The 25,223-nt window shown below is 46.6% G+C and carries 22 protein-coding genes and 2 pseudogenes; 11 read left to right on the top strand and 13 right to left on the bottom strand.

The window, feature by feature from the left end:
* The first annotated feature begins 2 nt into the window (after positions 1–2).
* Both AT705_RS02120 and AT705_RS02115 read left to right on the top strand, forming a co-directional pair.
* Positions 3–1,961: a pre-peptidase C-terminal domain-containing protein gene (locus tag AT705_RS02120; RefSeq protein WP_058795282.1), complete on the top strand. Its 1,959-nt coding sequence runs from the start codon at positions 3–5 to the stop codon at positions 1,959–1,961.
* Between the two features lie 95 nt (positions 1,962–2,056).
* Complete coding sequence (locus AT705_RS02115) at positions 2,057–2,497, top strand: VOC family protein (protein WP_058795281.1); 441 nt, start codon at positions 2,057–2,059, stop codon at positions 2,495–2,497.
* A 77-nt stretch (positions 2,498–2,574) separates the two neighbouring features.
* Here the strand turns inward: AT705_RS02115 and AT705_RS02110 are convergent, their stop codons facing one another.
* The 3 genes from AT705_RS02110 to AT705_RS02100 form a co-directional block, all read right to left on the bottom strand.
* Positions 2,575–3,342 (bottom strand): transporter substrate-binding domain-containing protein, encoded by a 768-nt coding sequence (locus AT705_RS02110; RefSeq protein ID WP_058795280.1) that lies wholly within the window; start codon positions 3,340–3,342, stop codon positions 2,575–2,577.
* Positions 3,343–3,432: 90 nt separating this feature from the next.
* Positions 3,433–6,210: a collagenase gene (locus tag AT705_RS02105; protein WP_157576631.1), complete on the bottom strand. Its 2,778-nt coding sequence runs from the start codon at positions 6,208–6,210 to the stop codon at positions 3,433–3,435.
* Between the two features lie 844 nt (positions 6,211–7,054).
* The gene (locus AT705_RS02100) at positions 7,055–7,351 is read right to left on the bottom strand and encodes a hypothetical protein (RefSeq protein WP_058795278.1); all 297 of its coding nucleotides are present in this window, start codon (positions 7,349–7,351) and stop codon (positions 7,055–7,057) included.
* 407 nt (positions 7,352–7,758) lie between these two features.
* On the opposite strand from AT705_RS02100, the pseudogene AT705_RS25130 reads away from it, so the two are divergent.
* Positions 7,759–7,908 (top strand): annotated as a pseudogene (locus AT705_RS25130) (IS110 family transposase); the annotation flags it as partial.
* A gap of 16 nt (positions 7,909–7,924) precedes the next feature.
* On the opposite strand, the pseudogene AT705_RS26050 reads toward AT705_RS25130, so the two are convergent.
* Positions 7,925–8,130: pseudogene (locus AT705_RS26050) on the bottom strand (phage integrase N-terminal SAM-like domain-containing protein); the annotation flags it as partial.
* A 339-nt stretch (positions 8,131–8,469) separates the two neighbouring features.
* On the opposite strand from AT705_RS26050, the gene AT705_RS02095 reads away from it, so the two are divergent.
* Entirely contained in the window at positions 8,470–10,149 is a 1,680-nt protein-coding gene (locus AT705_RS02095; protein WP_058795277.1) for an ATP-dependent nuclease, read from the top strand.
* Between the two features lie 83 nt (positions 10,150–10,232).
* Positions 10,233–10,625 carry a hypothetical protein gene (locus AT705_RS02090; RefSeq protein WP_058795276.1) on the top strand — a complete coding sequence of 131 codons (393 nt, stop codon included), beginning with the start codon at positions 10,233–10,235 and terminating at the stop codon, positions 10,623–10,625.
* A gap of 248 nt (positions 10,626–10,873) precedes the next feature.
* Here AT705_RS02090 and AT705_RS02085 read toward each other — a convergent pair whose 3' ends face one another.
* From AT705_RS02085 to dapB, 8 genes are all read right to left on the bottom strand, one after another.
* Positions 10,874–11,845, bottom strand: a complete 972-nt coding sequence (locus tag AT705_RS02085) for a transposase (RefSeq protein ID WP_058795275.1) — start codon at positions 11,843–11,845, stop codon at positions 10,874–10,876.
* Positions 11,846–12,179: 334 nt separating this feature from the next.
* Positions 12,180–12,716 carry a DUF4145 domain-containing protein gene (locus AT705_RS02080; RefSeq protein WP_058795274.1) on the bottom strand — a complete coding sequence of 179 codons (537 nt, stop codon included), beginning with the start codon at positions 12,714–12,716 and terminating at the stop codon, positions 12,180–12,182.
* Between the two features lie 301 nt (positions 12,717–13,017).
* Positions 13,018–13,269, bottom strand: a complete 252-nt coding sequence (locus tag AT705_RS02075) for a YdcH family protein (RefSeq protein ID WP_058795273.1) — start codon at positions 13,267–13,269, stop codon at positions 13,018–13,020.
* Between the two features lie 13 nt (positions 13,270–13,282).
* A complete protein-coding gene (locus tag AT705_RS02070; protein ID WP_058795272.1) occupies positions 13,283–13,597 on the bottom strand; it encodes a TraR/DksA family transcriptional regulator in 315 nt (104 codons plus the stop codon).
* Between the two features lie 130 nt (positions 13,598–13,727).
* Positions 13,728–14,204 (bottom strand): transcription elongation factor GreA, encoded by a 477-nt coding sequence (gene greA / locus AT705_RS02065; protein ID WP_046003103.1) that lies wholly within the window; start codon positions 14,202–14,204, stop codon positions 13,728–13,730.
* Between the two features lie 45 nt (positions 14,205–14,249).
* Positions 14,250–17,468 carry a carbamoyl-phosphate synthase large subunit gene (gene carB, locus AT705_RS02060; protein ID WP_058795271.1) on the bottom strand — a complete coding sequence of 1,073 codons (3,219 nt, stop codon included), beginning with the start codon at positions 17,466–17,468 and terminating at the stop codon, positions 14,250–14,252.
* Positions 17,469–17,485: 17 nt separating this feature from the next.
* Complete coding sequence (gene carA, locus AT705_RS02055) at positions 17,486–18,622, bottom strand: glutamine-hydrolyzing carbamoyl-phosphate synthase small subunit (protein ID WP_010386112.1); 1,137 nt, start codon at positions 18,620–18,622, stop codon at positions 17,486–17,488.
* Positions 18,623–18,828: 206 nt separating this feature from the next.
* Positions 18,829–19,632: a 4-hydroxy-tetrahydrodipicolinate reductase gene (gene dapB, locus AT705_RS02050; RefSeq protein WP_058795270.1), complete on the bottom strand. Its 804-nt coding sequence runs from the start codon at positions 19,630–19,632 to the stop codon at positions 18,829–18,831.
* A gap of 453 nt (positions 19,633–20,085) precedes the next feature.
* Here dapB and AT705_RS02045 point away from each other — a divergent pair, with 453 nt between their 5' ends.
* The 6 genes from AT705_RS02045 to AT705_RS02020 all read left to right on the top strand — a co-directional run bounded on the left by AT705_RS02045 (position 20,086) and on the right by AT705_RS02020 (position 24,478).
* On the top strand, positions 20,086–21,399 hold the full coding sequence (locus AT705_RS02045) for a Na+/H+ antiporter NhaC family protein (RefSeq protein WP_058795269.1): 1,314 nt from the start codon (positions 20,086–20,088) through the stop codon (positions 21,397–21,399).
* 129 nt (positions 21,400–21,528) lie between these two features.
* On the top strand, positions 21,529–22,314 hold the full coding sequence (locus AT705_RS02040) for a nucleoside-binding protein (protein WP_058795268.1): 786 nt from the start codon (positions 21,529–21,531) through the stop codon (positions 22,312–22,314).
* Positions 22,315–22,477: 163 nt separating this feature from the next.
* A complete protein-coding gene (locus AT705_RS02035; RefSeq protein ID WP_058795267.1) occupies positions 22,478–22,978 on the top strand; it encodes a DUF2867 domain-containing protein in 501 nt (166 codons plus the stop codon).
* Positions 22,975–23,514 carry a TetR/AcrR family transcriptional regulator gene (locus tag AT705_RS02030; RefSeq protein WP_058795266.1) on the top strand — a complete coding sequence of 180 codons (540 nt, stop codon included), beginning with the start codon at positions 22,975–22,977 and terminating at the stop codon, positions 23,512–23,514. Before AT705_RS02035 ends, AT705_RS02030 begins: the two co-directional genes overlap by 4 nt.
* Complete coding sequence (locus AT705_RS02025; RefSeq protein WP_058795265.1) at positions 23,511–23,900, top strand: DUF6463 family protein; 390 nt, start codon at positions 23,511–23,513, stop codon at positions 23,898–23,900. Before AT705_RS02030 ends, AT705_RS02025 begins: the two co-directional genes overlap by 4 nt.
* Positions 23,901–24,001: 101 nt before the next feature.
* Positions 24,002–24,478: a hypothetical protein gene (locus tag AT705_RS02020; protein WP_058795264.1), complete on the top strand. Its 477-nt coding sequence runs from the start codon at positions 24,002–24,004 to the stop codon at positions 24,476–24,478.
* A 15-nt stretch (positions 24,479–24,493) separates the two neighbouring features.
* Here the strand turns inward: AT705_RS02020 and AT705_RS02015 are convergent, their stop codons facing one another.
* Complete coding sequence (locus AT705_RS02015; protein WP_058795263.1) at positions 24,494–24,904, bottom strand: MAPEG family protein; 411 nt, start codon at positions 24,902–24,904, stop codon at positions 24,494–24,496.
* Between the last annotated feature and the right edge of the window lie 319 nt (positions 24,905–25,223).

Raw genomic sequence — 25,223 nt, 5'->3', positions numbered from 1 at the left:
CTATGAGAGTGCTTTTAGCAGGCCTCACTACGGTTGCGTTATATGCCACCACTGCCCACAGCGCCAGTGATTATCACCGTCTGATCTGGGACGCCAACCCCAGTCATCAGGCCACTGTGGGGTATACCCCTACTGGCGGCAATAACCATTACGTTAAATATGGCACAACAACGAATGAGCAAAGCTGGACGACAGTGCAACCAACAGCAACGAGTGTTTTTGATGGGAGCCTGCAAAGCGAGTTTGTGACGTTAACCGGGCTAAGTGCCAATACTGCTATTTACTATCGCGTGTGCGACAGCACCGGATGTGGCCAGCGCTTATGGTTTAAAACAGCCCCCCAATCTAGCACAGGGTTCGTCGCCATCGCTGGCGGAGACACCCGCACAGGCTGGACGACTCGACGTGAAGGCAACGCACTGGTCGCAAAGATCCGCCCTCTATTTATCATGCATGGTGGTGACTATACCAATGCCAATTCTGCTCAGGAAATGCGAGAGTACCTCAAAGACTGGCAGCTGACATTTTCAAACGACGTGATCGACGGGCAAAACTACAAACGAATTTACCCGTTTGTGGCGACATTTGGTAATCATGAAGGTGACAACTTTAAAACGCTTTGTCAGGTATTCGGCGTAGATTTTGACAAAGACGGTGCCTGTACCAATAAAGACAGCTATGGTGCCTTCAATATTGCTAACCTCCTGCGTGTTTACACCCTAAACAGCCAATATAAAGACAGCGGCTGGTCTGCCTATGCAACGGCCATGAACAACTGGCTCAAGCAAGATCTGCAAAGTAATGGCGATAGCACCAAGTGGCGCGTTGCTCAATACCATAAGCCCATGTATCCCCACTACTCTGGCAAATCAGACAATACAATTCTGCATACCTGGTGGGCTGATTTGTTTTATCAGCATGCTATGAACCTGGTCGTGGAATCAGATACACACATCAACAAGCTGACCGAAGCTCTGCAACCTTCAGGATCCGGATTTACCAAAACCAGCACAGGCGGTACAGTGTATGTGGGCGAAGGCAGCTGGGGTGCCCCGGCACGCTCTGCCAACGATCCAAAAAGCTGGACGATTGATTTGGCTAGCATTCAACAGTTTAAAGTACTGAGTGTGGCACCCGACACCCTGAAAGTACAAACTGCCCAATTCACAGCTGGCGCTGATACGCTCACGCGCGAACAACGTGCTGCCGACGCACTGGCGCTGCCTGCCAATATCAGTTGGTGGTATGCCAGTGAGCTTGGAGAAACCATGACACTCAAGCGTGCCGCCAATTCGCTGTCAATCATCGACAGAGACAGTGGCCCGGTTGACCCGGGCAATGAGCTGCAAAACGGCCAGCCTGTCGGTAACTTGTCAGGCGCCGCTGACAGTGAAAAGGTCTTTACAATGCTTGTACCAGAAGGGGCAAGTAATCTGCGCTTTACCATGAGTGGTGGCAGTGGCGATGCCGATCTCTACGTACGCTTTGCGCAAAAACCCACAACCTCAACGTATGATTGCCGCCCCTATAAAGATGGTAATAATGAAAGTTGCAGCATCAACCCGGCACAAGCAGGCACTTATTATATCGTGGTTCGGGGTTATCAGGCGTTTTCCGGCGTATCCATAGTCGGCCAGTATGATCTGGGCACTCCACCGGGAGATGGTAATAAACAAGTCTGGACTGGGTTGAATGCAACAACAGGCAACTGGATCCATAAAACCTTTGATGTGCCAGCCAGTGCCACTAAGCTCACCGTCAGTACCTCCGGCGGCAGCGGTGATGCCGATCTGTATGTTCGCTATGGCGCCCAGCCAACCTCTTCCAGTTACGATTGCCGTCCATACAAAGATGGCAATGCCGAAACGTGCACACAAACTCAACCTCAAACCGGTACATGGCATATCTCCGTGAAAGCCTATAAAGGCTTCAGCGATGTCACATTGACCGCAGAGTATTGATAGTCTGACGCAATCAGGAGAGCAACCCCCCTGCTCTCCTTGATTTTTCTCGATATGCCCTTATCTTTCAGTCCTGACTTTAAAGGGGCAAATTTATGAAATATCTGCATACTATGGTTCGGGTCGAGAGCTTAGACGCGTCATTAAGCTTTTATTGTGACCTACTGGGTTTGGTGGAAGTAAAACGTAAAGACAGTGAAAAAGGCCGCTTTACACTGGTTTACCTAGCGGCACCAAGCCAACTGGAAGAAGCTAAAACGCACTTTTCTCCCACCATTGAGCTGACTTACAACTGGGATACTGAACAATACACTGGCGGGCGCAACTTCGGGCATTTAGCCTTTGCCGTAGAAGATATTTACGCGCTGTGCGAAAAGCTTCAGGCGGCGGGCGTTACGATTAATCGCCCTCCCAGATGTGGGCACATGGCTTTTATCAAATCCCCCGATGGTATCTCCATTGAATTGTTGCAACAAGGCGAGCCACTGCCACCACAAGAACCCTGGCTAAGCATGGAAAATACCGGAAACTGGTAAAGCTGCTCTGTCTTAGCGACAGTCATTGATTGATAAATTCGGGTTCAAAACCTGAGCCCGATATAAACGCGCAAGTCTCAGCCCGGACCTGCATCTATCTGATAACGGCTTAATAATTGAGTCAGCTTGCTGCGAAACTCTTCATCGCTGAGTATGGCCGATAACTTTTCAAACTGGGGCTGAAGTTGTTTCGGTAAAAGCATTGCCCGATAGTAAGTTTCATGAGGTTGTTTGGACAGGTGGAAGTGGTCCTGCCAGCGATTCTTTTTGATAAAGTAGTTTAGTGTCGAACGGCTGACAATCGCAAAATCTACACGTTCTCTCAGTGCCAGCTCCAGCAGACCTTCTTCACTGTTTGCATCAACTCGCTCCAGCGCCCCCGCTTTTACAGGCTTAACCGTGCGAAAGTAATGATAGCCTAAAATGCCACCAAACTTTTTGTTGGCCATAGAAGCTGCGCCATCGTATTCAAAGGGGTTTTCAGCACAAGAGACAAATTCATCGGTGTCATACATCAGGGCTGCACTCCACAAATAACGTGATTTATAGGGGTCTTTAAACCACACAGGGTGAACCCCCAATACAGCACCATCGAAAGTTTGCTCGTTAAGATCCCGTTCAATACGCCTGCGTGGCAGATATACCAGCTTATAACGTGTATGGGGCTGAGACGCATTGAGTAAGGCTACAAAGTCAAAATACAGGCCACGCTGCTCTGCCTGATTCATGATGTAAGGCGGTTTATTGTGGTAAACATAGATGTTCAGCCGCTCTGCTGCGTGCGACGGCAATAGTACACTGAGTAAAAGTAAGATAAGGCCATTAATCAACAGGTTTAATTTCACAAATAGCTGCCACAAAAGGCTGGAGAAGACCCTTTAAATCTAGAGCTTGTCTCTCCAACCTTCAAGCACGTTTGTTAAATAGTCTTAACCTTAGTTACACCAGCCATCGTTATAAGTAACCTGGATAGTGGCACCACTTGGTGCACCGCTCACCTTCAAATACCCCCAGTACTGGCTTTGCCCGCTGAGGTTGATACATTCACCATTGCCTGCGCGCTCGGAGCGAGCGTCAACATTGCTCCCGTCAGGCCAGCCCTGGTTACTGTACTCAAGCGTCAAATCACCATTGCCATGTGCGGTCTCAATGCGAATGCTCTGCTGACCACTCACATTCTCCAGGCTAAACCACATAGGATCCTGATCACTTAAGCAAACCGCCTGATCAGCGGATAGTCGACCACCAGAGACACTGCCCTGATCCACGCAAGTATCCGGCAAACCCGCAACCGGTGCAGTATAGCTTGCAACCAAGCTCACATCAGCGTATGCGTTATAGCCTCTGAGCATTATGTAATACTCTCCGGCCTGCGGTGTCGCAACATCGCATCGCTCAGCGTTACCGCCAACGTAAGGCCGACAATCGTAAGTGTCCAGCGTTGGCTGCTGACCATGGCGCAGGTATAAATCAACGTCACCCGTGCCATCACTCGTGCTGACCGTCAGATCAGTTGCCCCGGCCGGCAGTTGAACTTTAAAGTACTTCAGTTCGTCCTGAGCGCCTGCTACACGCACTGCCTGACCATTTTGCAGCTCAGTGATCCCCTGATCTGGTTCAATCACGGCCTGAGTGGTCACTTGATGTGCCAAGCCCTCACTGTCGGTTACTTTCAATGTCACCGTATAATTTCCGGCATCCCCGTAAGTATGTGTGGGGCTGGCCTGGGTGCTCTGCGCGCCATCGCCAAATTGCCACAGGTAGCTCAGGCTTTGACCTTCGGGATCGGAACTGCCTTGACTGCTGAAGCTGACCGATGACCCAGCAGTGCCCTGATAAGGCCCATTGATCACAGCTGTTGGTGCCTGATTGGTGTCCCCGGCCAGTTGCTGGGTCCACTGAGTAAACTCGTTGCTGTACTGTGCAGCCCACTTATTCATACGCGTTTTATAGGCGCTCCAGTTGCCAACCCGCGTCTCCCCCAACATTGCATTAACTTCATCTTTATGTGTTTCAATCATGAAGCGTACCGCCAGATAGCCCCAGCGATAGATACGATCCTGGTCAAAACCATCATAAGTGGTTTCAAATACTTCGCCTAATTGATAAGTGCTGCCGTCTTTAATCGTATCTATGGCGCGCTGATTGTCGTTCAGGTTTGCCACATACTCTGCAACCCCTTCGCTCCACCACACAATTGCCTCAGTTGGCGCGTTAAAATCACCATACAGGTCAAAACGGCCATCCAGGTAATGCACGTATTCGTGCTCGAGATTCCAGACATAATGATCAGCCTTGGCATAACTGGCCTCATAGGCAATGAAGTTTGCCTGATTGCCAACCACACTCGGATCACCTTCCAGATACATACCACCGTTATCTGTGCCAATACCAAAAATTGGTCCAGCATACTTTTTGTAGTCACTGCTGCTGTTAAAAATGTTCACCTGCAACATGGTATTGTTGTCATCAGCAACTGGTGTTTGATTGGTTTCCAGCATGGTATGGAAGCGGGCCTCTTCCGCCGCCATGGTGTCACATGCTGACAGATGTTGTGCCTGAGTCATATCTTGCGATCGAATACGGATTGTGCTGCTGCACTGATAGGTCTGTGACAAGGCCTTGGTGGTCAGCTCCTCTTTAAATCCACAAATCCCAAAATCATTACAATCCGCGTAGTAGGTCGCAACATCAGCGGCACCAAGCCAGATCCCGTCACCATAACCATAGCTCTGATAAGTCGAAAACAGCGCTTTGAGGGCTGTATCAACCGAGCTCTGGATAGCCGTACCCTGATAGTTTTTCAATCGGGCAAGTTCTCTGCCCGCGTTAATGATCATGAATTCTGCGTCCGAGCCCACCATCCAGCTTTGCTTAGTGAAATTAGCCAGCAAGCTAACCAGTTCGGTATCCTTACCAACGAGCGTAACGAAATCACTGTTCCACTGACCCCGGAATAAAATTGTGAAGATCCCATTCACCGCACCACGCATATGCCAGCTGGTTGCATAGCTTTCACTCCAGCGAGATAACCAGGCTTTGACCACTGGCAGATAAACGTGCTGTAACTCAGCAGAGTCCATCGTTGTTATGACTTCACTCAGCACTTCTCCGTGCGCATCATTGTTGTCATAGAAATGACGGTTATTCACAAAGGCATCGAGGGCACTTCGAACTGTGCTCTGCACTGTGGGATCAAAGCTCACTGAGTCATTGTAAAACTCGACATAAAAACCGGCCCTAATAAACAAAAACAGCGCTTCCAGCTCGCTGCTGCCGGTGCCACTATAGCTGGTAGACAGGGTGGTCGCTTGCTGCGCCGCAGCCAACATTTTGGCCGATGTGAAGGTTGCCACCTGGGTCGCCGACGGCGCACTGAATAGATCGTTAACGCAGGTTGCCCCCTGCCCGGTGATCTGTGCCACGATTGTCGATGCACTCGCATTGGCAAATGCGGTTAAGTCACAGCCGCTGGCAAGATCGACCTGCTCAGACGCCATCTGCATCATCACGGGCAAATGTGAATGCAGCGCAATGTCACGTGCTGCTGTCGGCGCGTTGTCCTGTGCTGTGTGATTATGACCTTCATCGCCATGTGCTAATTGCAGATCGGCCACGCTCAGTGGTTTAAAGTGTCGTTCAACGTGTTGTTGTGCGGCTTCCACACTTGCACAGAGCAAGGGAAGCGCAGCGAGTATTGCTTTTATTTTCATAATTTAACCTTTTTAAAATGTGTATCCAAACCCCAGAAGAGGTGACATATTATTAACACCACGCACACAGTGTATACAATATAATTTATATAATTTTATTAAATATGCCACCTAGCTTTTCCTTTTAAGCATAATTTATTCATTTAAGTCAGAAAGTTATCGGTTTTATGAAAAGAATAAAAATGTTTAACCCCGCGAGCCTGCTCATAAAACAATCAAAAAAGCAAAAAATTAGTAGCAAATTCATCAACAAAGGTAGCTTCGCTAATGGTTGCATAACCACCACTTGTTAACCAACACTCAAAATAAAGTGAAACAGGCTGAACCAAGAAAATTGGTAAATTGCCCTATAGCTGACTGCTAAGCTGGCAAAGATGGCATGCCAAAATGAGAAAGTTTCGCGATTGCAGCAATATGAGTGAAGTATCAACGCATGCTGCTCACGTTACGGGCGCGTAGATTGGGTCAACTCAACAGTGCCCGATAAACATCGGTGCTTTCTGAGAGGCCCTGGTGTTACCCATATGGTTTGGCAGAATTGGCAAGTAAGGTGGCACTCAATTTTACAACTCAGAGAAGACACCCAAAGTCTCTTTGCGCGCCAGCATACGAAGTGGGACACGATGCCAAGAGTCTGTTCCTCAGCTTGTATAGCGCGCAACCTTAAACACGGGTGAGGAAAAGGAAGCCTTTTACTAAGCCGACAGCTGACTCAGGCTAACGACTTTCGTAGGTGTTAATGTTTTTTAAACATTTCCAAATACTTACATAACGTTTAGACAGGAATATTACAATCCACTTCTGTGCTTAACTTCAAATAAGTCAAAGCTCTGTCTGATCTTAACTAATCGGTGTGCAACTCCGTAATAGACACAATCCCATGGTTTTCAATGGTGACTATCAGGGTTTGATGCTCTAATCTGATCGGGTATTGACCATCAGGCAATCGCCTGGCCGTCAGGTTATTGAGCCCGACAATCAATCCGTCCAGCTCGCTGGACTTTTGCGGCGCTGAGCCGCCTCGCCCGCGCATATACTCCATACCCTGCTCAACACACTTTTCAACAACAGCATCGGCTACTTTTCGGCCCGCCTTGTGCTTTAGAGACTTAAACAATAACCCTTTGATTAAAGAAAACATAAAACTTCCAATATGCGGTGACGACGATTCAGGAAGTGTAGCAAAGGGGGGTCCAGATGAGTATGACAAATCGTTTCAAAGTATGTAGGTGGGTGCTTGGGTGAATGAGCAGCGGACGGCCGCTCTAACATTTTTTCGATCAGGAATGAGTTAGGGCGAATGCGTCCTTTTGAGTAACTTGTATGGATAATAGAGCCATCAAATTTATGTGTTTTACCGATTCTGGGTAAAGTGAGTTCCAGGCTGTAGCTGCAATTAAAGCCTTCATTTACAGTAGTTCGATTGAATCTCGGTTCCTCTATTGAGAGACCGGTAACAAGAATGAACGATGTAAAAGACTCCAAGCACCACACTCGAATAGTCAACTAGGCCTCGAGCCCGCATTTTGCAAGCATGAGTTAGCCTCTATGAATACCAAAACAAATCAAAGCATCAACATTGGTGTCGATACCGGCAAATTTCAGCTCGACATTTATATACGATCTTTAGATATTCACTGCACCGTCAAAAATGACGAGCAAGGGATCCGTGACGCGATTCAAAAGATAAATCCATACAAGAACAGTTAAGGCCAGGTGTCTGCGTTTTTCTTTTCTTTGGTAAAGACAATGGCTTTTTGAGTATCTCTTTATACAAAAAGCATAAGGCGTTTAATGCCAGCGCTTGTTTGCCTTAAGCAACATTTTGGCCATTTAAAGGTGGTTAAGAAATAGTTCAACTTCTCTATCCCCCATAGTTGTATGGTGTCGCATATTGTTAAAGCGAATAAATTCAGCAATCCATTTTAGTTACGCTTCAATGGTGCGTTTGGCATAACGTCGTAGGTACATCTGCTCTTGCAGCATGAGTAGAAAAGGTTATTTCATGAACGTTCCATTTGGTACGCTTGGAACTGGATGTATAGACAGTATTTTGACTGTTGTCCAATAACATTATTACGTGTCGTTTTGTCCAATTTTCACACACGTGTATTTTTGCAGGTTGCAACCGATTGTTTACTTTGAGTTTGTTCCGTGGGACTATGAGGGTATGTAATACAGCCCGTTTTGTCGGTTTATGTTCCGACATTTTGGGGTAGAATAAATTGTTATACACCTTAATCTAATTTCGGAGAAATCATGAAGCTAAGGAAGGTAATCATTCACAATTTCAGGTCTGTACTAGATGCTACTTTCGAAGTCTCGAACTACAGCCTTATTGTTGGTGAAAATAATTCAGGGAAGACGAACCTGCTCAGTGCCTTAAGAGTCTTTTATGAGGATGGCGGTCTAAAATTCGACAAGAATAGAGATTTCCCGAAGATTGATACTACTGACAATGAATCTTGGATCGAGTTGCATTTCCATACATCTGATGAAGAACAAGACTCCTTAAAGGATGACTACAAGTCGTCCGACAATATTCTAAAGGTTCGTAAATATTTTCTGTCTGACGAGGGAAGAGTCAAAGCCAAGCAGTCTAATATTTATGCGTATGAAAATGGAGCTTTATCAGAAAATAACTTTTATGGGGCCGCAAATGTTTCATCATCGAAGCTTGGTTCAATAATATATATACCGGCTGTAAGTAAAGTAGAAGACACCTTAAAAACTTCTGGGCCTTCGCCATTCCGAGATTTAGTGAATCTAGTGATGAAGAAAGTCGTTGCAAGCAGCAACGTCTTTGATGAGCTAAATAATGCTTTTTCAAAGTTTAACAACGAATTTAAAGGAGAGGAAGCTAGCGGATTATCTATAGATGGGATTAAATCAGGTGTAAATGCTGAACTATCGCAATGGGGCGTTGGAATTGATATTGAGGTCTCACCGATCAAGTCAGACGACATTGTTAAAAATCTGCTTAAACCACATATTGAAGATCATAAGCTGAACGGGCAGCGTGTTGATATATCTTCATTTGGACAAGGTTTGCAGAGGCATCTTATCTATACTTTGATCAAGATGTCTTCTCAATATAATGCTCCATCTAAATCCTCTAAGAAAGATTTTAATCCTGATTATACATTGCTTTTATTTGAAGAGCCTGAGGCGTTTCTTCATCCGTCACAACAAGATGTACTATTCAGAAGCCTTAAAGAATTGGGTGATGCCGATGGCCAGCAGGTAATAGTATCTACGCATTCGTCGCAGTTCGTCGGGAAATCAGTAAGTGATTTAACCTCAATCTTACGCTTGCATCGTAGCGATAAACATTCAGTTGCACACCAGCTAACTGAAGCCACAATGCAGGAAGTGCTAGATAATAACTTGGTTGCTGCCAGAGAGTTTGGTGAAGACCAAGATCCTAATTTCGATGAAGAAGTGAGAATGGCCGATGAGGAGTTAAGGTATTTTCTCTGGCTAGATTCAGAAAGATCTAGTTTATTCTTCGCTCGCCACGTTTTACTGTGCGAAGGTGCTTCAGAAAAGATCTATTTTGACTATTTGGCCGATAATGAGTGGGGGTTTCTGAGAGAATCTAGGGTATATGTGTTGGATTGTCTCGGTAAATATAACCTGCATAGATTTATTCACCTTCTAACCGAGCTGGGTATTCCTCATTCAGTTGTGTTCGATGGTGATAACAATAGGGGCCATCATTCCGCATGGAATGGAATTGTGACAGATGCATCGACGCCGCTAACTTCTGGTATTCATCAGTTCACTGAAGACCTTGAAGAGTTTCTTGGTATACCTAAGCCACAAGGGCGTAACGATCTAAAACCAATTAATATAATCAAACATCATGTTGACGGTTTAATTGATGACCAGAAGAAAAGTGATCTTGAAACAATTGTGAAGGGGCTAGTCGGTGTATAACAAGGCGCTGCTGTCGGACAATTTTTCCGCTGCGCTCCAAATTTGCCGCAGAGCGCGGCGTTAGGTTTCAAGGAGAGTTGCCATTGAGAAGTTTTTTAGCTTTTTTCTTGCTACTGTTTGCTCTTAAAGCAGAAGCGGACTGCTCACGATTTAAAACTAAAGCTTATGATGCGATAGATAATTCTGTAAAAGGTGTAAGCGACGGCACGTACTCTCACATTCCTTTTCTTTCAAACTTTAAGCAACTTGATGATGTAAAAGTAATAGAGCAAGTGCCCAGTGAAGATAATGAAAGGCTCTGGACCGCCAAGATTACTTGTTCTGATAGCCAACACGTTTTCTTTTCCCTGAAACTTTTGGGCGAAGAAGCACCTCTTATGGATGGTATGTTTTTTATTAAGTCGGGGGGGTATTATTCTGGACCATATTCTTTAGTAAGTTCCGATATGGTTATAATTCAGGCTGATAAGCTATGAAACCTAACAAGGCGTTTAAAAAGTCGGAAATAATTATAAGTGACACCCACCATTAAATTCACGAACCAATTGTTGGCAGGTTCAATAAAGAAATGCAAGACTATCAAATGCTGCGCTTTCTATAAGCTCCGATTCGTGAAAGTCGTAAGTTTAAGCACGAAATCCTGAAGAATAATCAGATTCGGACAATACGAATGCGCATCCAAGCCTCAACTTAGATAAATCGAAATGGTAATCACGGGAAGGTGTTAACCCAGTAAACGCTCGCACTGAGTCAAGTTGGCGCGTCGCCTTTTGTGAAGATTCTTACAGTAATCTATCATCGCTTGCTTTCGCCCTACCGCGCCATGAAAGACCTTCGTAAATTGCGTAGTGAGCTTGAGCCAGCTGTCTGGCTCTATTTGCAATCGTGTCAGCAAAGGCTGGCTATCGCTGATATAACCCCGCTTATCTGCACGCATACTTCGGCCTGTTAATTCAACTAGCTGTATGTAATAGGTCAGCTCAAACGGCAACCCTTTAGGCATGTGCTTTCTTGGATTGCCCACAAAACGTAGTAAGCTTTTGGGTTGCTTTCCTTGCTGTGCATGTTCAATACGCTTTTTAATGCTGGTGTAATCTGACGTTTCCGGTGTAACTGCCATTTTGGCTCTGACTGGGTTCAGGTCAACATAAGCCAGGCACGCTGCCAGTGCCGCCTCATCTAGCAAAGCCTGTGACTTAAATCGCCCTTCCCAAAACCGGCCTGTACAGCCATCTTCTTTATTGGCCCTGCGGGCAATCTCTTCATTAAGTACCCGCATAAACCAGCTGATACTCGCAAGGCGTATTCTGAATTCATTGATGTCTGCATCAAGTAAACTTTGCTCTGACTCGCTAAGCTCATCACCATTGATGTATTTTTGTGTCAGCCAGCTACCTTTAAACAGTTTATGCCAGCGGAGTACTATCGCTTTATCTGATAACCTTTGTGCTTTCTTATCATCCACATACAACACGATATGCGTATGATTGCTCATAACGGCATAACCACACACATCAATGCAAAACACCTTCGCAAGGGTCAGTAATTTTTCCTCAACCCAGTCTCGCCGATGTTCATAAGACTTGCCCGTGACGCAGTCTTTGCCGCACAGAAATGCCCGACGAACACACCGGGATATGCAGTGGTAGTACTTAGTGTCTGATAAGCTGACCTGCTTCTTCCTTGCAGTTGGCATAATTTGTCATTCTCAATCCATTGAGCATTACCTAAAGGTAGACGACGTACATTCCGCACGCCAGTTGCGGGTGGGTGTCTCTGTTTGTCCTTCAATATCGTAAGAATTAACTTGTGCAGAACTCTTCAGGAACTCACTGACGTTGAGGTCTTTATGCTCATCTTTTACGAGAAATGAATTGAGAGAGAGGTACGGCTTTTTTTCATCACCACCCATTGCTGAATACTCCGTATTTGATGCCTAACGCCCCGGTAAGCGGCGCACAAATAGTCGGCTAAATTTAGCGAGGTACGAGCGCAAGCCTACTGTTTTGCCTCCACCCTTGACCGGCATGTTAGGCATTCTTTAGACTGTCTTCGAGTTTATTTAGCAGAGAATCAGATCTCATTAGAATTAGCTCAGCTTCTTCAGAATCAATTGTTTGTCCATGCGCAGCTGCATTACCTAACTTTACGATTTCCAGTAGGGCTTCCGATAGCGGTTTACTTATCACATTATCGTTGGCGAGGATTTGTAATCTAATCGACAGAGAATGGCTTTTATGACCTAAATCAGATTGATACTTCCTGATTGTTTTTTCAATCTCAACTCTGAGAGCCACAAAGGCTAACGAGGAGTTTACACCAGCGTATTTTGGAGCAGTAGTTTTGTCTTCTGGAACGGCATTTTCAACCTTTTTGAGAGCATCCTTTAGTTCAACTTTAATACCGCCAGGTAATTCAAGAGATTTTAAGTAAGGAAAAAGCCAAGGTAGACTGGCTAGAACTAAAAGAACAATCGTAATTGCATCAACAGTTATTTTCTCAACAAATAAGTGCGCACCTGCCAATACAATAAATAAGATTGAAATTAAGGCTCCTAAAATTTTCACTAAACTTCCTTGAATGCCTAACAACTCAATTCTGTCCCACTTTGATAGTTCAAAACACACCAAAACGGCTCATATTACATACCTTCATGATTCCACTAATAACTGCCAATGTAAACAGAAAGATAGCATAGCGTTACATCTCGCTTTGTCACCTTTCCCAAAAACGGCGAGTAATAGTGTTATAGGACAAAACCAGGCACTTTGTATAAAAACAGCATAACTTTGGCCTCTGGCACACAAAAAACCGTCAGATTAAGCTTTATCAGCCAAATCTGACAGTTCAAGTTAAGTCTTATGCAACTTAAGCAACAGTTTGCGACTTCTTAATAATAGAGAACAGCTGATCTTTAAGGTGCAGGCGCTGCTTTTTCAGTGATTCGAGGTAGTCGTCAGAGGTGTTTTCTGCGCCGGTTTCTATGCGATGCACCTCGTGATCGCACTCATGGTATTCTTTAAACAAACGAGCGAAGTGTGCGTCGTTCATTTTCAGGTGGTGGATCTCATCTTTGTATTCAGGAAACTCGTGGTGCAGATCATGTTTTTCAATTGTCATAATACGGTCCTTTCTATTTTGCGCATTTAATACAAGTCGTTGTGTAAGGCAGAGCGTTTAAACGCTCCGGGTTGATTTGTTCTTCACAATGCTGACACACGCCATAAGCCCCCTGCTCTATACGCAGTATCGCCTGATTCACCATTACCAGCTCTTGCTTCGCTTCCTGGTGAATTTCGTCCAGTACATCGTCGTTTTCACGCTCTGTATTTTGCTCTGCGAAGTTGGCCGAGCGGCCCTTTCTGAAATCGGCTTCAATGGCAGCTATCCGTTGACTCAGTTCGCTTTGTTTGGTTTTGAGAAAACTATTTAATTGGTCAGCAGTCATGATGTTCTCCTTTGTTAAACTCATCATAACGCGCTGCTTTTGTGGCTCTTTGATCTGGCACAAGGTTAAGGAGTGGTTAATAAAAAACCCGACACTGGGTCGGGTTTTTGGTGCTATAGGTTAGACAAATCTAGACATATTCAACTTCGATGATGTCGTATTCAACGCTACCGTTTGGAGTTTGAATGGTTACTGAATCATCCAGTTCTTTTCCGATCAGACCACGTGCAATAGGCGAGTTAACCGAGATCAGATTGTTTTTAATATCTGCCTCATCATCACCTACGATTTTGTAGGTCACTTCCTCGTCCGTATCAACATTGACTATGGTCACCGTGCTGCCAAAGATCACTTTGCCATTGTTTGCCATTTTAGTGACATCAATGACCTGTGATGTTGACAGCTTGGCTTCAATTTCCTGGATGCGGCCTTCGCAGAACCCCTGCTGCTCACGTGCAGCGTGGTATTCCGCATTCTCTTTCAGATCGCCATGTTCACGGGCTTCCGCGATATCGGCAACGATCTTTGGACGGACGACTTTCTTTAAGTGGTTCAGTTCTTCACGAAGCATTTCTTCGCCTCGTACTGTCATCGGAATTGATTGCATAGTATCTCACTCATTGCCAGAGCTTACGCTCTGGCCTTGTTCTTCTTAGTTCAAACGCTGGTGTAGCTCCTGAACAGAGTTTACAGAACTTCTGTCATCAGCCTCATTAGCTGTACAGTTTGCAAACGCTGCATTGAGCGTAGTGGTGTAGTTAGTCTTATGCTGAAGTGCACCACGACGTAACACCTTCGAATCTTCGATAGCCTGACGGCCTTCTGTGGTATTAACAATGTAGCTGTACTCACCATTCTTGATGCGGTCAAGAATGTGCGGACGACCTTCAAATACCTTGTTTACGCGACGTACTTCGATGCCGGCGTCTTCCAGAGCTTGTGCTGTCCCTTTGGTTGCATCCAGCTCAAAGCCAATGGCTTTCATGGTCTTAGCCAACTCAACAACACGTGCCTTGTCACCATTGCGAACAGATAGTAGCGCGCGACCACCACGTGGTAAAGCGTTTGATGCACCTAATTGCGCTTTTGCGAAGGCTTCGGCGAAGTTTTCACCAACACCCATCACTTCACCCGTAGAACGCATCTCTGGGCCACGCATTGGGTCAACACCCTGGAACTTAGCAAATGGCAGTACCACTTCTTTCACGCTGTAGTAAGGTGGGATCACCTCTTTAGTTACACCCTGGCTTTCCAAAGATTGGCCAACCATACACCGTGCTGCTACTTTTGCCAGCGCAACACCCGTTGCTTTAGAAACAAACGGTACTGTACGCGCAGCACGCGGGTTCACTTCAATCAGGTAAACCTTTCCATCTTTCACAGCAAACTGGGTGTTCATCAGACCAACCACGCCCAGCTCAAGTGCCATGTCACGCACCTGCTTGCGCATTACGTCCTGGATTTCCTGAGACAGAGAGTGCGCAGGCAATGAACAAGCAGAGTCACCAGAGTGAACACCGGCTTGCTCAATGTGTTCCATGATACCGCCAATGATGACGTTCTCACCGTCACAGATCGCATCAACGTCTACTTCGATAGCGTCATCCAGGAAACGGTCCAGCAATACTGGTGCTTCGTTAGACACAGATACCGCTTCGGTCATATAGCGACGCAGGTCATCTTCGTCGTACACGATTTCCATCGCACGACCACCCAGTACATAAGAAGGACGTACAACCAGTGGGAAGCCGATTTCCTGAGATTTAGCAATCGCTTCTTCCAGTGACGTTACCGTTGCGTTTTCAGGCTGAAGCAGGTCAAGACGCTCAACCAGTTGCTGGAAACGCTCACGGTCTTCCGCGCGGTCGATTGCGTCAGGAGAAGTACCAATCACAGGAACACCATTCGCTTCAAGGTCACGGGCCAGTTTCAGTGGTGTTTGACCACCGTACTGAACAATCACACCTTTTGGCTTTTCAACACGCACGATTTCAAGCACATCTTCTAATGTGATTGGCTCGAAGAATAGACGATCTGACGTATCGTAGTCAGTTGAAACCGTTTCAGGGTTACAGTTAACCATGATGGTCTCGTAGCCATCTTCACGCATTGCCAGCGCAGCGTGTACACAGCAGTAATCGAACTCGATGCCCTGACCGATACGGTTAGGACCACCACCAATTACCATGATTTTATCTTTGTCAGACGGTGCCGCTTCACACTCTTCATCATAAGATGAGTACATGTAAGCCGTGTCTGAGCTGAATTCTGCTGCACAAGTATCAACGCGCTTATAAACCGGCAGGATATCCAGCTGGTGACGCTTCTTGCGAATTTCTTTTTCAGACACACCCGCAATCTCTGCGATGCGCGGATCTGAGAAACCTTTACGCTTCAGGCGGCGCAGGAAGTCTTTGTTCAGACCAGCCATGCCCACTTCTGCGATGGTTGCTTCGTCTTTCAGAATGTCTTCAATCTGAACCAGGTACCAGCGGTCAACTTTGGTCAGCTCAAACACTTCTTCTACGCTCATACCGTGACGCATTGCATCGGCGATGTACCAGATACGCTCAGCGCCTGGCTCACGTAGTTCACGAATGATGGTTTCTTTCGCTTTCGGGTCGTCCAGTGTAACGATTGGGTTAAGACCCGTTGCGCCCACTTCCAGACCACGAAGTGCTTTTTGTAGTGATTCTTGCTGGTTACGACCAATGGCCATCACCTCACCCACTGACTTCATCTGTGTAGTCAGACGGTCGTTAGCGCCGGCAAACTTTTCGAAGTTAAAGCGTGGGATCTTAGTCACAACATAATCGATTGACGGTTCGAATGACGCAGGAGTTGCACCGCCTGTGATGTCATTTTGTAGCTCGTCCAGGGTGTAACCCACTGCCAGCTTAGCTGCAATCTTAGCGATCGGGAAACCAGTTGCTTTAGATGCAAGTGCTGATGAACGCGATACACGCGGGTTCATTTCAATAATAACCATACGGCCATCGTCCGGATTAACACCGAACTGAACGTTTGAACCACCGGTTTCTACGCCAATCTCACGCAGTACCGCCATCGAGGCGTTACGCATGATCTGATATTCTTTGTCAGTCAGAGTTTGTGCTGGTGCAACTGTGATTGAGTCACCGGTATGAACACCCATAGGGTCGAAGTTCTCGATAGAACACACAATGATGCAGTTGTCGTTTTTGTCACGCACTACTTCCATTTCGTATTCTTTCCAGCCCAGCAAGCTTTCATCGATCAACAGCTCGTTGGTCGGAGACAAATCAAGACCACGGGTACAGATTTCGTCAAACTCTTCCATGTTGTAAGCAACACCACCACCGGTACCACCCATGGTGAAAGAAGGACGAATGATACACGGGAAGCCAATGCGCGACAGTACGTCGTGCGCTTCATCCATTGAGTGTGCAATCTCGGCACGAGGACACTCAAGGCCAATGTTTTTCATCGCAACGTCGAAGCGCTCGCGGTTTTCTGCTTTGTCGATGGCATCCGCAGTTGCACCGATCAGCTCAACACCGTGCTTAGCCAGTACACCATGCTTGTCCAGGTCAAGCGCACAGTTCAGCGCAGTCTGGCCACCCATAGTCGGTAGTACCGCGTCTGGCTTTTCTTTTTCAATGATTTTCTCAACCACTTCCCAGTGAATTGGCTCGATGTAAGTCGCATCTGCCATTTCCGGGTCAGTCATGATGGTTGCCGGGTTTGAGTTAACCAGAATAACCCGGTAGCCCTCTTCTCTCAGCGCTTTACACGCCTGAGCACCAGAGTAGTCAAACTCACAGGCTTGGCCGATGACGATTGGGCCTGCGCCCAGGATCAGTATGCTGTTTAAGTCGGTACGTTTTGGCATTGTTACTCCGGTTTTAATTAGGCTTTACGTGCTTGCATTAATTCAATGAAGTGGTCGAACAGCGGTGCTGCATCGTGCGGACCCGGGCTTGCTTCAGGGTGACCCTGGAAGCTGAAAGCCGGCTTGTCAGTACGATGGATACCCTGCAAGGTACCGTCGAACAACGATTTATGCGTTGCACGCAGGTTATCTGGCAAAGTGGCCTCATCCGCTGCGAAACCATGGTTCTGTGCAGTGATCATTACCACGTCACGCTCCAGGTCTTTCACCGGGTGGTTACCGCCATGGTGACCGAATTTCATTTTCACCGTCTGCGCACCAGAAGCCAGTGCCAGTAACTGATGGCCCAAACAAATGCCAAAGATAGGCGTATCAGTTTCTAAGAAGGCTTTAATCGCATCGATTGCATAAGTACATGGCTCAGGGTCACCAGGGCCATTTGACAGGAAAATACCATCTGGATTCATCGCCAGCACTTCTGCAGCGGAGGTTTCTGCAGGTACTACTGTCAGTTTACAACCACGGTCAACCAACATACGAAGAATGTTCTTTTTCACACCAAAATCATACGCTACAACATGAAATTTTTCTTCCTCAGAACTCAGAGTCTGGAAGCCCTGACCTAAAGTCCAGCTACCTTCACGCCACTCATAAGTCTGTTCTGTTGTAACGACTTTCGCTAAATCCATCCCTTTAAGGCCTGGGAACGCTTTTGCCGCTTCCAGTGCCTGCTGCTCATCAATCTCATCGCCCGCGATGATGCAGCCATTTTGAGCGCCCTTATCACGCAGGATACGCGTCAGCTTACGCGTATCTATATCGGCAATCCCAAGGATATTGCGTGCTTTTAAGTAGTCACTTAACGATTGCTCGTTACGGAAATTACTTGCAAGCAATGGCAAATCCCGAATTACCAGACCCTTAGCCCAGATTTTATCGGCTTCTTCATCCTCACTGTTAGTACCGGTATTCCCGATGTGCGGATAAGTCAGCGTCACAATCTGTTCTGCATAAGAAGGATCCGTCAAAATTTCTTGATATCCCGTCATAGACGTATTGAATACTACCTCACCAACGGACAGGCCGTCAGCGCCGATGGCAGTACCGCGAAACACAGTGCCGTCTTCAAGGACTAAGAGAGCGGATTTAGTCAAGTTAACCTCCTAGATAGTAAAAAACGGGAGCAAGCCAGCGCTTATCTTCCCGTCTACAAAGCGCTTGGTAACACGCAGTTATTAAAATTTTGGCAAATTCGTTATAGTCTACAGCACTTTCTTAGATTCGTCTAATAATTCAAGTGAAAAATAAAAAAACAAGGTTTTTAGCGACTTTTACTAACGAACACGCTAAAATAGTAAGCTTACTTATTCAATCCAAGCACATCTTGCATGGAATAAAGTCCGTTCGGCTTATCTTTTAACCACTGCGCAGCCCTTACAGCACCTGATGCGAAGGTTAATCTTGATGTTGCTTTGTGTGTTAATTCCAGCCTTTCTCCCATGGTGGCAAAATAAGCCGTATGTTCACCAACTATATCGCCAGCTCTGAGCACTGAATAGCCAATTTCTTGTTGACTTTTTGCCTCATGTACCTGAGTTCGGTCATAGCGAGCAACCTGCTCATGATCCCAGCCTTTTGCCTCTGCAATGGCTTCACCAATCGCCAGTGCGGTACCCGACGGCGCGTCTACTTTGTTACGGTGGTGGGCTTCAAAAATTTCAATGTCCATTTCATCTGCAAGCTTTGCCGCGGCGGTCTGTACCAGGTCCAGCATCAGGGTTACACCCACGCTAAAATTACGTGCAAAGACGATAGGAATAGACTGTGAGGCTGATTCCAGTTCCTGCATTTGCTGCGCGCTCAGGCCGGTTGTGCCAATCACCATTGGTATGTTGTTCGCGACAGCTTGTTGCAGGTGGCCGAGCATGCCCTCTGGTAGTGTAAAGTCGATCAGTACATCCAGCTCATCGCCCAGCTGTTGCTCAGCGCTAAAAGTTGACCCGGCTGGCGCTTGCGGCTGTAAATTAGCAATGGGCTGAGCCAGATGTGGCGATGATGCTCTGACAAACGCGCCACCTAACTGGCAATGTTGAGACTGTTGGACTGCTTCAATCAGCGCCAGACCCATGCGGCCATTGGCGCCAAAAATACCGATTTTCGTCATATTGCGGTTTTCCTTTGTATTAGATTTTCCACCCTGTTCAGTGGTACGGAAACGTATTTTCCCGATTTTCAGCGCAAGAGAGATAAGCCCAGTCACCCAGCTTTTTAGTTGGATGATTGATTTTGTGGCCTAGAGTTTACCCGATCTCTGTGTCATAGTCAGTTGACAATAATACTAATCTATCCCGTCATGGACCGCTGTGAAGCAGGCCAGGTGAATACTGCGAGTAAGACTGGCTTTACCAAAAAGGCGTTTCAACCGCTGTAAATCATGTCGATGTGCTCAGCGCACACTCTGTTACCGGGAAGATAAACATAATAACGAAACACCATGGACTTTGGACGTCTAACCATATAAACTTCCGCCCTCGCCGATTTCAATTATTGCGGGCGACGTAGTTTAAATGCAGCTAATAATGGATCCGTTGGCTGTGGTTAGTTTTTGGGGAGTGCTATGCAGCCAAACTTAAATCACACACAAGCAAAGCTTTCTTTGCTACCTCTTTTAACCTTTGTTGGCCTATTCCTGGGCGCGGGTCTGTACCTGCAATCACAGGGGGTCGATTATGCTTTCTATCAGTTACCTGCACCGGTGGCCATTTTGCCTGCCATTGTGATCGCTTTTTGGATCAACAAAGGCACCATCAACCAGAGCGTTGAAACCTTTATCAAAGGTGCCGGACACAGCAATATCATCACCATGTGTTTAATCTACTTGCTTGCCGGCGCCTTTTCGTCGGTTGCCAGTGCCACAGGCGGCGTTGACGCAGTGGTCAATGCCGGTTTATCGCTGATCCCACCCAGTCTGCTATTACCTGGGCTATTTTTAATCGCTGCCGTGGTTTCAACCGCCATGGGAACGTCCATGGGTACCATAGGTGCCATTGGCCCCATTGCTTACGCTGTCTCCGTCAAAACCGGGATCGATCCGGCTCTGATGGCCGGTACCATAGTCTCAGGCGCGATGTTTGGAGATAACTTATCGATTATTTCTGACACCACCATAGCGGCAACCCGTACTCAGGGCTGTGAAATGAAAGACAAATTCAGGGAAAACCTGAAAATTGCTCTGCCCGCTGCTGCACTCACCGTTGCCTTATTGGTGTTCCTGACACCTGAGCCACAAGCCGTTGAAACCAAGCCTTTTGACTGGCTGCTGGTGTTACCTTATGCGTTTATTTTGGTACTGGCTGTGGTGGGTATTAACGTTTTTGTGGTGCTCTTTAGTGGCATTATTTTCGCCGCCCTGATGGGGTTCACCGGTGATTACCAGGGGGCCGCCTTTGTCAAAGACGTGTATAAAGGCTTCAGTGACATGCAAGAGATTTTCCTGCTTTCTATGTTCATTGGCGGTTTGTCTGAATTTATTCGCGTTAATGATGGACTGGATTACCTGGCACATAAGATCCAGGCAATCACTGCGCTCATCGCCAAATGGCACAGAAAAGTGGCAGATCAACTGGGCATTGCAGCGCTCGTATTGACCAGCAACCTGTGTATTGCGAACAACACTGTCAGTATCATTGTAGCTGGGCCCGTTGCTAAAAAGCTGGCCGATGATGGACAGATCTCGGGCAAACGCTCAGCCAGCCTGCTGGATATTTTTGCCTGTGTGATGCAAGGCTCCCTACCCTATGGCGCACAAGCACTGTTACTGGGTGCAACCTTTAAAATCAGCCCCTGGGAAGTGTCTACCTCGTCCTTTTACTGCTTTATTCTGGCATTTACAGCGGTCGCTGTGATTTGTATTCGTCGTCATAAAGACTGATACTTCAATGGCATCCAAGCGGATGCCATTCATTCCCCCGCATTAATAAATTATTAGTTTTTTATTCCTTTTCTGTAGTATTTTGCGTATATAATTCAGCTGTTTATAACCCCACAACCATGAGAAACAATGAAAACACCTATTTTTACTGCGCTCACACTGGGATTTACGCTCACAACAACCTCGGTCACTGCCGCGGACTGGAGTAACACGCAATTACACATTAACCATGGCGAGTTCAAAAACCCGTTTAGTCAGCACAAAGCAAATCAGACAATCTATTCCCTGCAACATGCCTCGGGCTACCGCTACGGCGATAACTTTTTCTTCATCGATTACAGTACAGATGACCTGGATGATGGTCATCAGGATGGCGACTTTTACGGCGAATGGTATTCGACTTTTAGCCTGGGGAAACTGGCGGGTCTGAAGTTTAATGACTCACCATTACAAGACGTTGGCATTGTGATGGGCTTTAACGCCGCCGGTGATGCCAAAGTCATGAAATACCTGCCAGGCGTAAAGCTGTCCTGGAACCTTGAAGGGTTTAATTTCTTCGCAACCACTTTAACTGGCTACATCGATGACAACCGCGGCGTTAACGCCGGTGGCGCACCGAAAGAAACCAACAGTTACATACTGGATGTGGCCTGGAGCTATCCATTCTCTTTGGGCGATCAAAAATTTGAATTCACCGGTCACGTTGAATACCTCACAGGCCGTGATAATGAAGTCGGTGGCGACGTGAAGAACTGGTTGCTGGCACAACCTATTTTACGCTGGGATCTGGGTCACGCGCTGGAGATGCCTGAAAACCAGCTCATGCTCGGTCTCGAATGGCAATACTGGCAAAATAAACTGGGTACTGACACCGACGAATCAGTCCCCCAGATCCACCTTGCCTGGACATTTTAAACCACACTGTTTGACCGGGCCCTCTGTTCAGGCCCGGCTTTCTCACTTCACTTTTTTTAAATACGTCTTCTGAATATTTCTGAATAAAAAGCGGGCAAATATCATTGCCAATGAACATACCATACAGTATGGTATGTGCATTAGTTACAAGAAGGAGTTGTTTATGTTCAGTCATATCATTAGCCTGACCCCTGAGCCCGATCGCCTTCAAGCGAAAGCAGGCCAACACCATTTCCGTGATGCATTACAAATTGCGCTCGATACCCCCTCCCTGACCCCCAGTCAGCTGCAATACCGAATTTTTAATACGATGCCCGGCTGGGTAACACAGCTGATGCGACTCAGAAACAAGCTGGTCGCAGTATTTGGCTTTTCCACCGGGCAAGAGACCATGACCCCCGCCAGTGATGAGCTTGCAGTAGGCGATCAGGCAGGTTTTCTGAACGTGTGTGAAAAATACCCGGAGGAGATCATCAGTTACTCGGAAGATCGCCACATGGTTTTTTATCTCAGTGTAAAAAAACAGCAAAGCTCTGTGATTGTATCCACCTTGGTCAACCCAAAGACCCTAACGGGGCGCATTTACCTCAATGCCATCTTGCCCTTTCATTATGTCGTTGCTCGCAGTGTTATACAGAGCGCCAAAAAGGCGGGCCGATTATGAGTGATGCAAAACAAGGCTGGCTGGCATTTGCCTTAAAAACGCTGATCAGCAGTGGCCCTGATGCCCTGACAATAGACCGACTTTGTGCCCGTAAAAAAGTGACCAAAGGCTCTTTTTATCATCATTTTAAAAATCGCCAGGCATTCATAGATGCACTCATGACGTACTGGTATGAACAGGCTACAACACGTCTGATTGCGATTGCCGATACGCAGCCCTGCCCACTGACCAGACTGGAACGTCTTGATGAGGCCATCGCAGCCACAGACATTGAAGCCGAATTGCATATTCGCGCCTGGGCACTGAAAGATGCCAGCATACAGCACCATTTGTGTACCATAGACACTCAGCGCCAGCACTATCTTAAAACCTGCTATCTCGAATTAGGCCTGGATAAAGCGCGCGCAGAACAACTGGCAACAACCAGCTACGCCAGCTTTCTCGGGCTCCAGCAGCTCTACCCTCGACTGTCCGTTCAGGACTGTCTGGCACTGAGCTCAAAACAAGCAAAAGAACAATTAGGAGCGTTAATATGAAATCCCCCTACTTCATGAGTTACGGCCTGATTGCCATCGGCCTGTTACATAACCTGGTAGGTTTATTGATGGGCTGGGAGGTGCTTATAGCAATGCACCAGGATGGCTGGTTCGCAAGCACAATAAAACAAGACACGATGTTATTTGATCGCGAAGCCATCGTTTGGTTTTTGATCTGCGGGTGCTTATTTGTTCTTTTAGGTTGTGTCCTTAAACACCTCCAGAAACACGATGTGCCTTTGCCACGGCTGCTTTGCCCGGCTTTATTCACCCTCGGCCTGATAATAGTGATCATTATGCCACTCTCAGGTGGTTACCTGCTCATTCTCCTGGCGTTAGTGCCATCAATAACACGTCTAAGGTACCGCAATTCATCGCATTTATAGTTACTTTTTTCCTAAAGGTGTCACTATTCCTGCCGATACAAAATAATATAAAAGTATTATTCAGTGTGTATTTCGCGCATAAATGACCCAAGGAACGTGCAATGACATTTATCATCCATCAGGCCACCACTGATATTTCCGCATTTCAAACAAAGCCACCAGCGCCTGCAAAAGAGCCAGCCGGTGAAAAGACCAGCGAAGAACAGGCAGCTGCCGCTGCGACCGACACTGCAGAGGAAGCACAAGGGATCACCTTGTCCAATGAAGACAAACATGTGTTGTCCGGGGAAAAAGCCAAAGAGGATGCTGAAAAATACGAGGATGTGCCGGCATATATTCAACGCATGCTGGAGCGCCTGGAAAAGATTAAAGAAGAAATAACGTTACTTAAAGAAGAGCTGATAGAACTGCAAGCAGAACGCGCGCCCGATGAAGCAACGCAACAGCTCACTGAAATGAAAAGCCAGTACCTTATGCAGATACAGGGGCAATATTTCGACATCATCAAGAACATTCAGGAGGCGCTGAAAAAAGAAGGGATCACGGACCCCGGGATCATTATTCGCGCCATAACCTGACAATTACTGCCTGGTTCAGCCTATCCAGGCAGACAACCCTATGCCAAAGATACCGAATAAACTAATATAACAGACGCCGAAAGAGACACTACGCATCAGTTTTTTTCCGAGGTAGTAACAAGCCATATGGCCAACTCTGGAGGCAAAATACACCACTGCCAGTCCGTTTAGCCAACTGGGATTGGCCCCTGAAAACATCGCAAACATCACCACCAATATCAGGATCCCCACAGTCTCATTGCTGTTAGCGAACACACGATTACACCGAAACAAGAGATCATTCGGATCCTGCGTCACCGTCACACCCGGCGGGTGCTTTTGTTTAATTGCCATAATGTCTACAATCGCCAATTGAACTAAGAATAAAGCGCCTGATAATCCAAGTACTAAAATACTCAACTGGTATGGGGCCAAAAGGTCTGTCATGCTGACTTCCTTGCTGTATAAAATTTAGGTGCAAACACAGTGACCTATTTTGTCCAGGTGTGTCAATCGCTGTACGATTAAATCTACAGTAAAATAAGATGACCTAATACCAATTTGCTTAATTAAGTGAGCTATTTTGAGGCGAGAAAATAGGGTCGATAACACCGCTCCCGCGTCCTGCTACCGCTGAGGCACCTACATCCCTATAGGCGAGGCAAAAATTTGTGAACCTATGTCTAAGGTATAAGGTTCTAAATGAGAAATTTTTAACGCTGTTAGCGTCCTATTTGCTCCTTCAAATAGATCAGGTATTAAGTGA

This window comes from Pseudoalteromonas rubra, assembly GCF_001482385.1.
Taxonomy (GTDB): domain Bacteria; phylum Pseudomonadota; class Gammaproteobacteria; order Enterobacterales; family Alteromonadaceae; genus Pseudoalteromonas; species Pseudoalteromonas ardens.
Note: the sequence above shows the minus strand (reverse complement) of the source record. Positions and strands in the feature narration are given on the sequence as shown.

Bases quoted from the DNA above. Each gene is read 5' to 3' on its own strand.
- AT705_RS02085 (WP_058795275.1), bottom strand. From the start codon at position 11,845: ATGCCAACTGCAAGGAAGAAGCAGGTCAGCTTATCAGACACTAAGTAC.
- AT705_RS02030 (WP_058795266.1), top strand. From the start codon at position 22,975: ATGAGTGATGCAAAACAAGGCTGGCTGGCATTTGCCTTAAAAACGCTG.
- AT705_RS02105 (WP_157576631.1), bottom strand. From the start codon at position 6,210: ATGAAAATAAAAGCAATACTCGCTGCGCTTCCCTTGCTCTGTGCAAGT.
- AT705_RS02020 (WP_058795264.1), top strand. From the start codon at position 24,002: ATGACATTTATCATCCATCAGGCCACCACTGATATTTCCGCATTTCAA.
- AT705_RS02100 (WP_058795278.1), bottom strand. From the start codon at position 7,351: ATGTTTTCTTTAATCAAAGGGTTATTGTTTAAGTCTCTAAAGCACAAG.
- AT705_RS02095 (WP_058795277.1), top strand. From the start codon at position 8,470: ATGAAGCTAAGGAAGGTAATCATTCACAATTTCAGGTCTGTACTAGAT.
- AT705_RS02075 (WP_058795273.1), bottom strand. From the start codon at position 13,269: ATGACAATTGAAAAACATGATCTGCACCACGAGTTTCCTGAATACAAA.
- AT705_RS02015 (WP_058795263.1), bottom strand. From the start codon at position 24,904: ATGACAGACCTTTTGGCCCCATACCAGTTGAGTATTTTAGTACTTGGA.
- greA (WP_046003103.1), bottom strand. From the start codon at position 14,204: ATGCAATCAATTCCGATGACAGTACGAGGCGAAGAAATGCTTCGTGAA.
- AT705_RS02040 (WP_058795268.1), top strand. From the start codon at position 21,529: ATGAAAACACCTATTTTTACTGCGCTCACACTGGGATTTACGCTCACA.
- AT705_RS02045 (WP_058795269.1), top strand. From the start codon at position 20,086: ATGCAGCCAAACTTAAATCACACACAAGCAAAGCTTTCTTTGCTACCT.
- AT705_RS02025 (WP_058795265.1), top strand. From the start codon at position 23,511: ATGAAATCCCCCTACTTCATGAGTTACGGCCTGATTGCCATCGGCCTG.
- AT705_RS02070 (WP_058795272.1), bottom strand. From the start codon at position 13,597: ATGACTGCTGACCAATTAAATAGTTTTCTCAAAACCAAACAAAGCGAA.
- AT705_RS02035 (WP_058795267.1), top strand. From the start codon at position 22,478: ATGTTCAGTCATATCATTAGCCTGACCCCTGAGCCCGATCGCCTTCAA.
- carB (WP_058795271.1), bottom strand. From the start codon at position 17,468: ATGCCAAAACGTACCGACTTAAACAGCATACTGATCCTGGGCGCAGGC.
- AT705_RS02115 (WP_058795281.1), top strand. From the start codon at position 2,057: ATGAAATATCTGCATACTATGGTTCGGGTCGAGAGCTTAGACGCGTCA.
- dapB (WP_058795270.1), bottom strand. From the start codon at position 19,632: ATGACGAAAATCGGTATTTTTGGCGCCAATGGCCGCATGGGTCTGGCG.
- AT705_RS02120 (WP_058795282.1), top strand. From the start codon at position 3: ATGAGAGTGCTTTTAGCAGGCCTCACTACGGTTGCGTTATATGCCACC.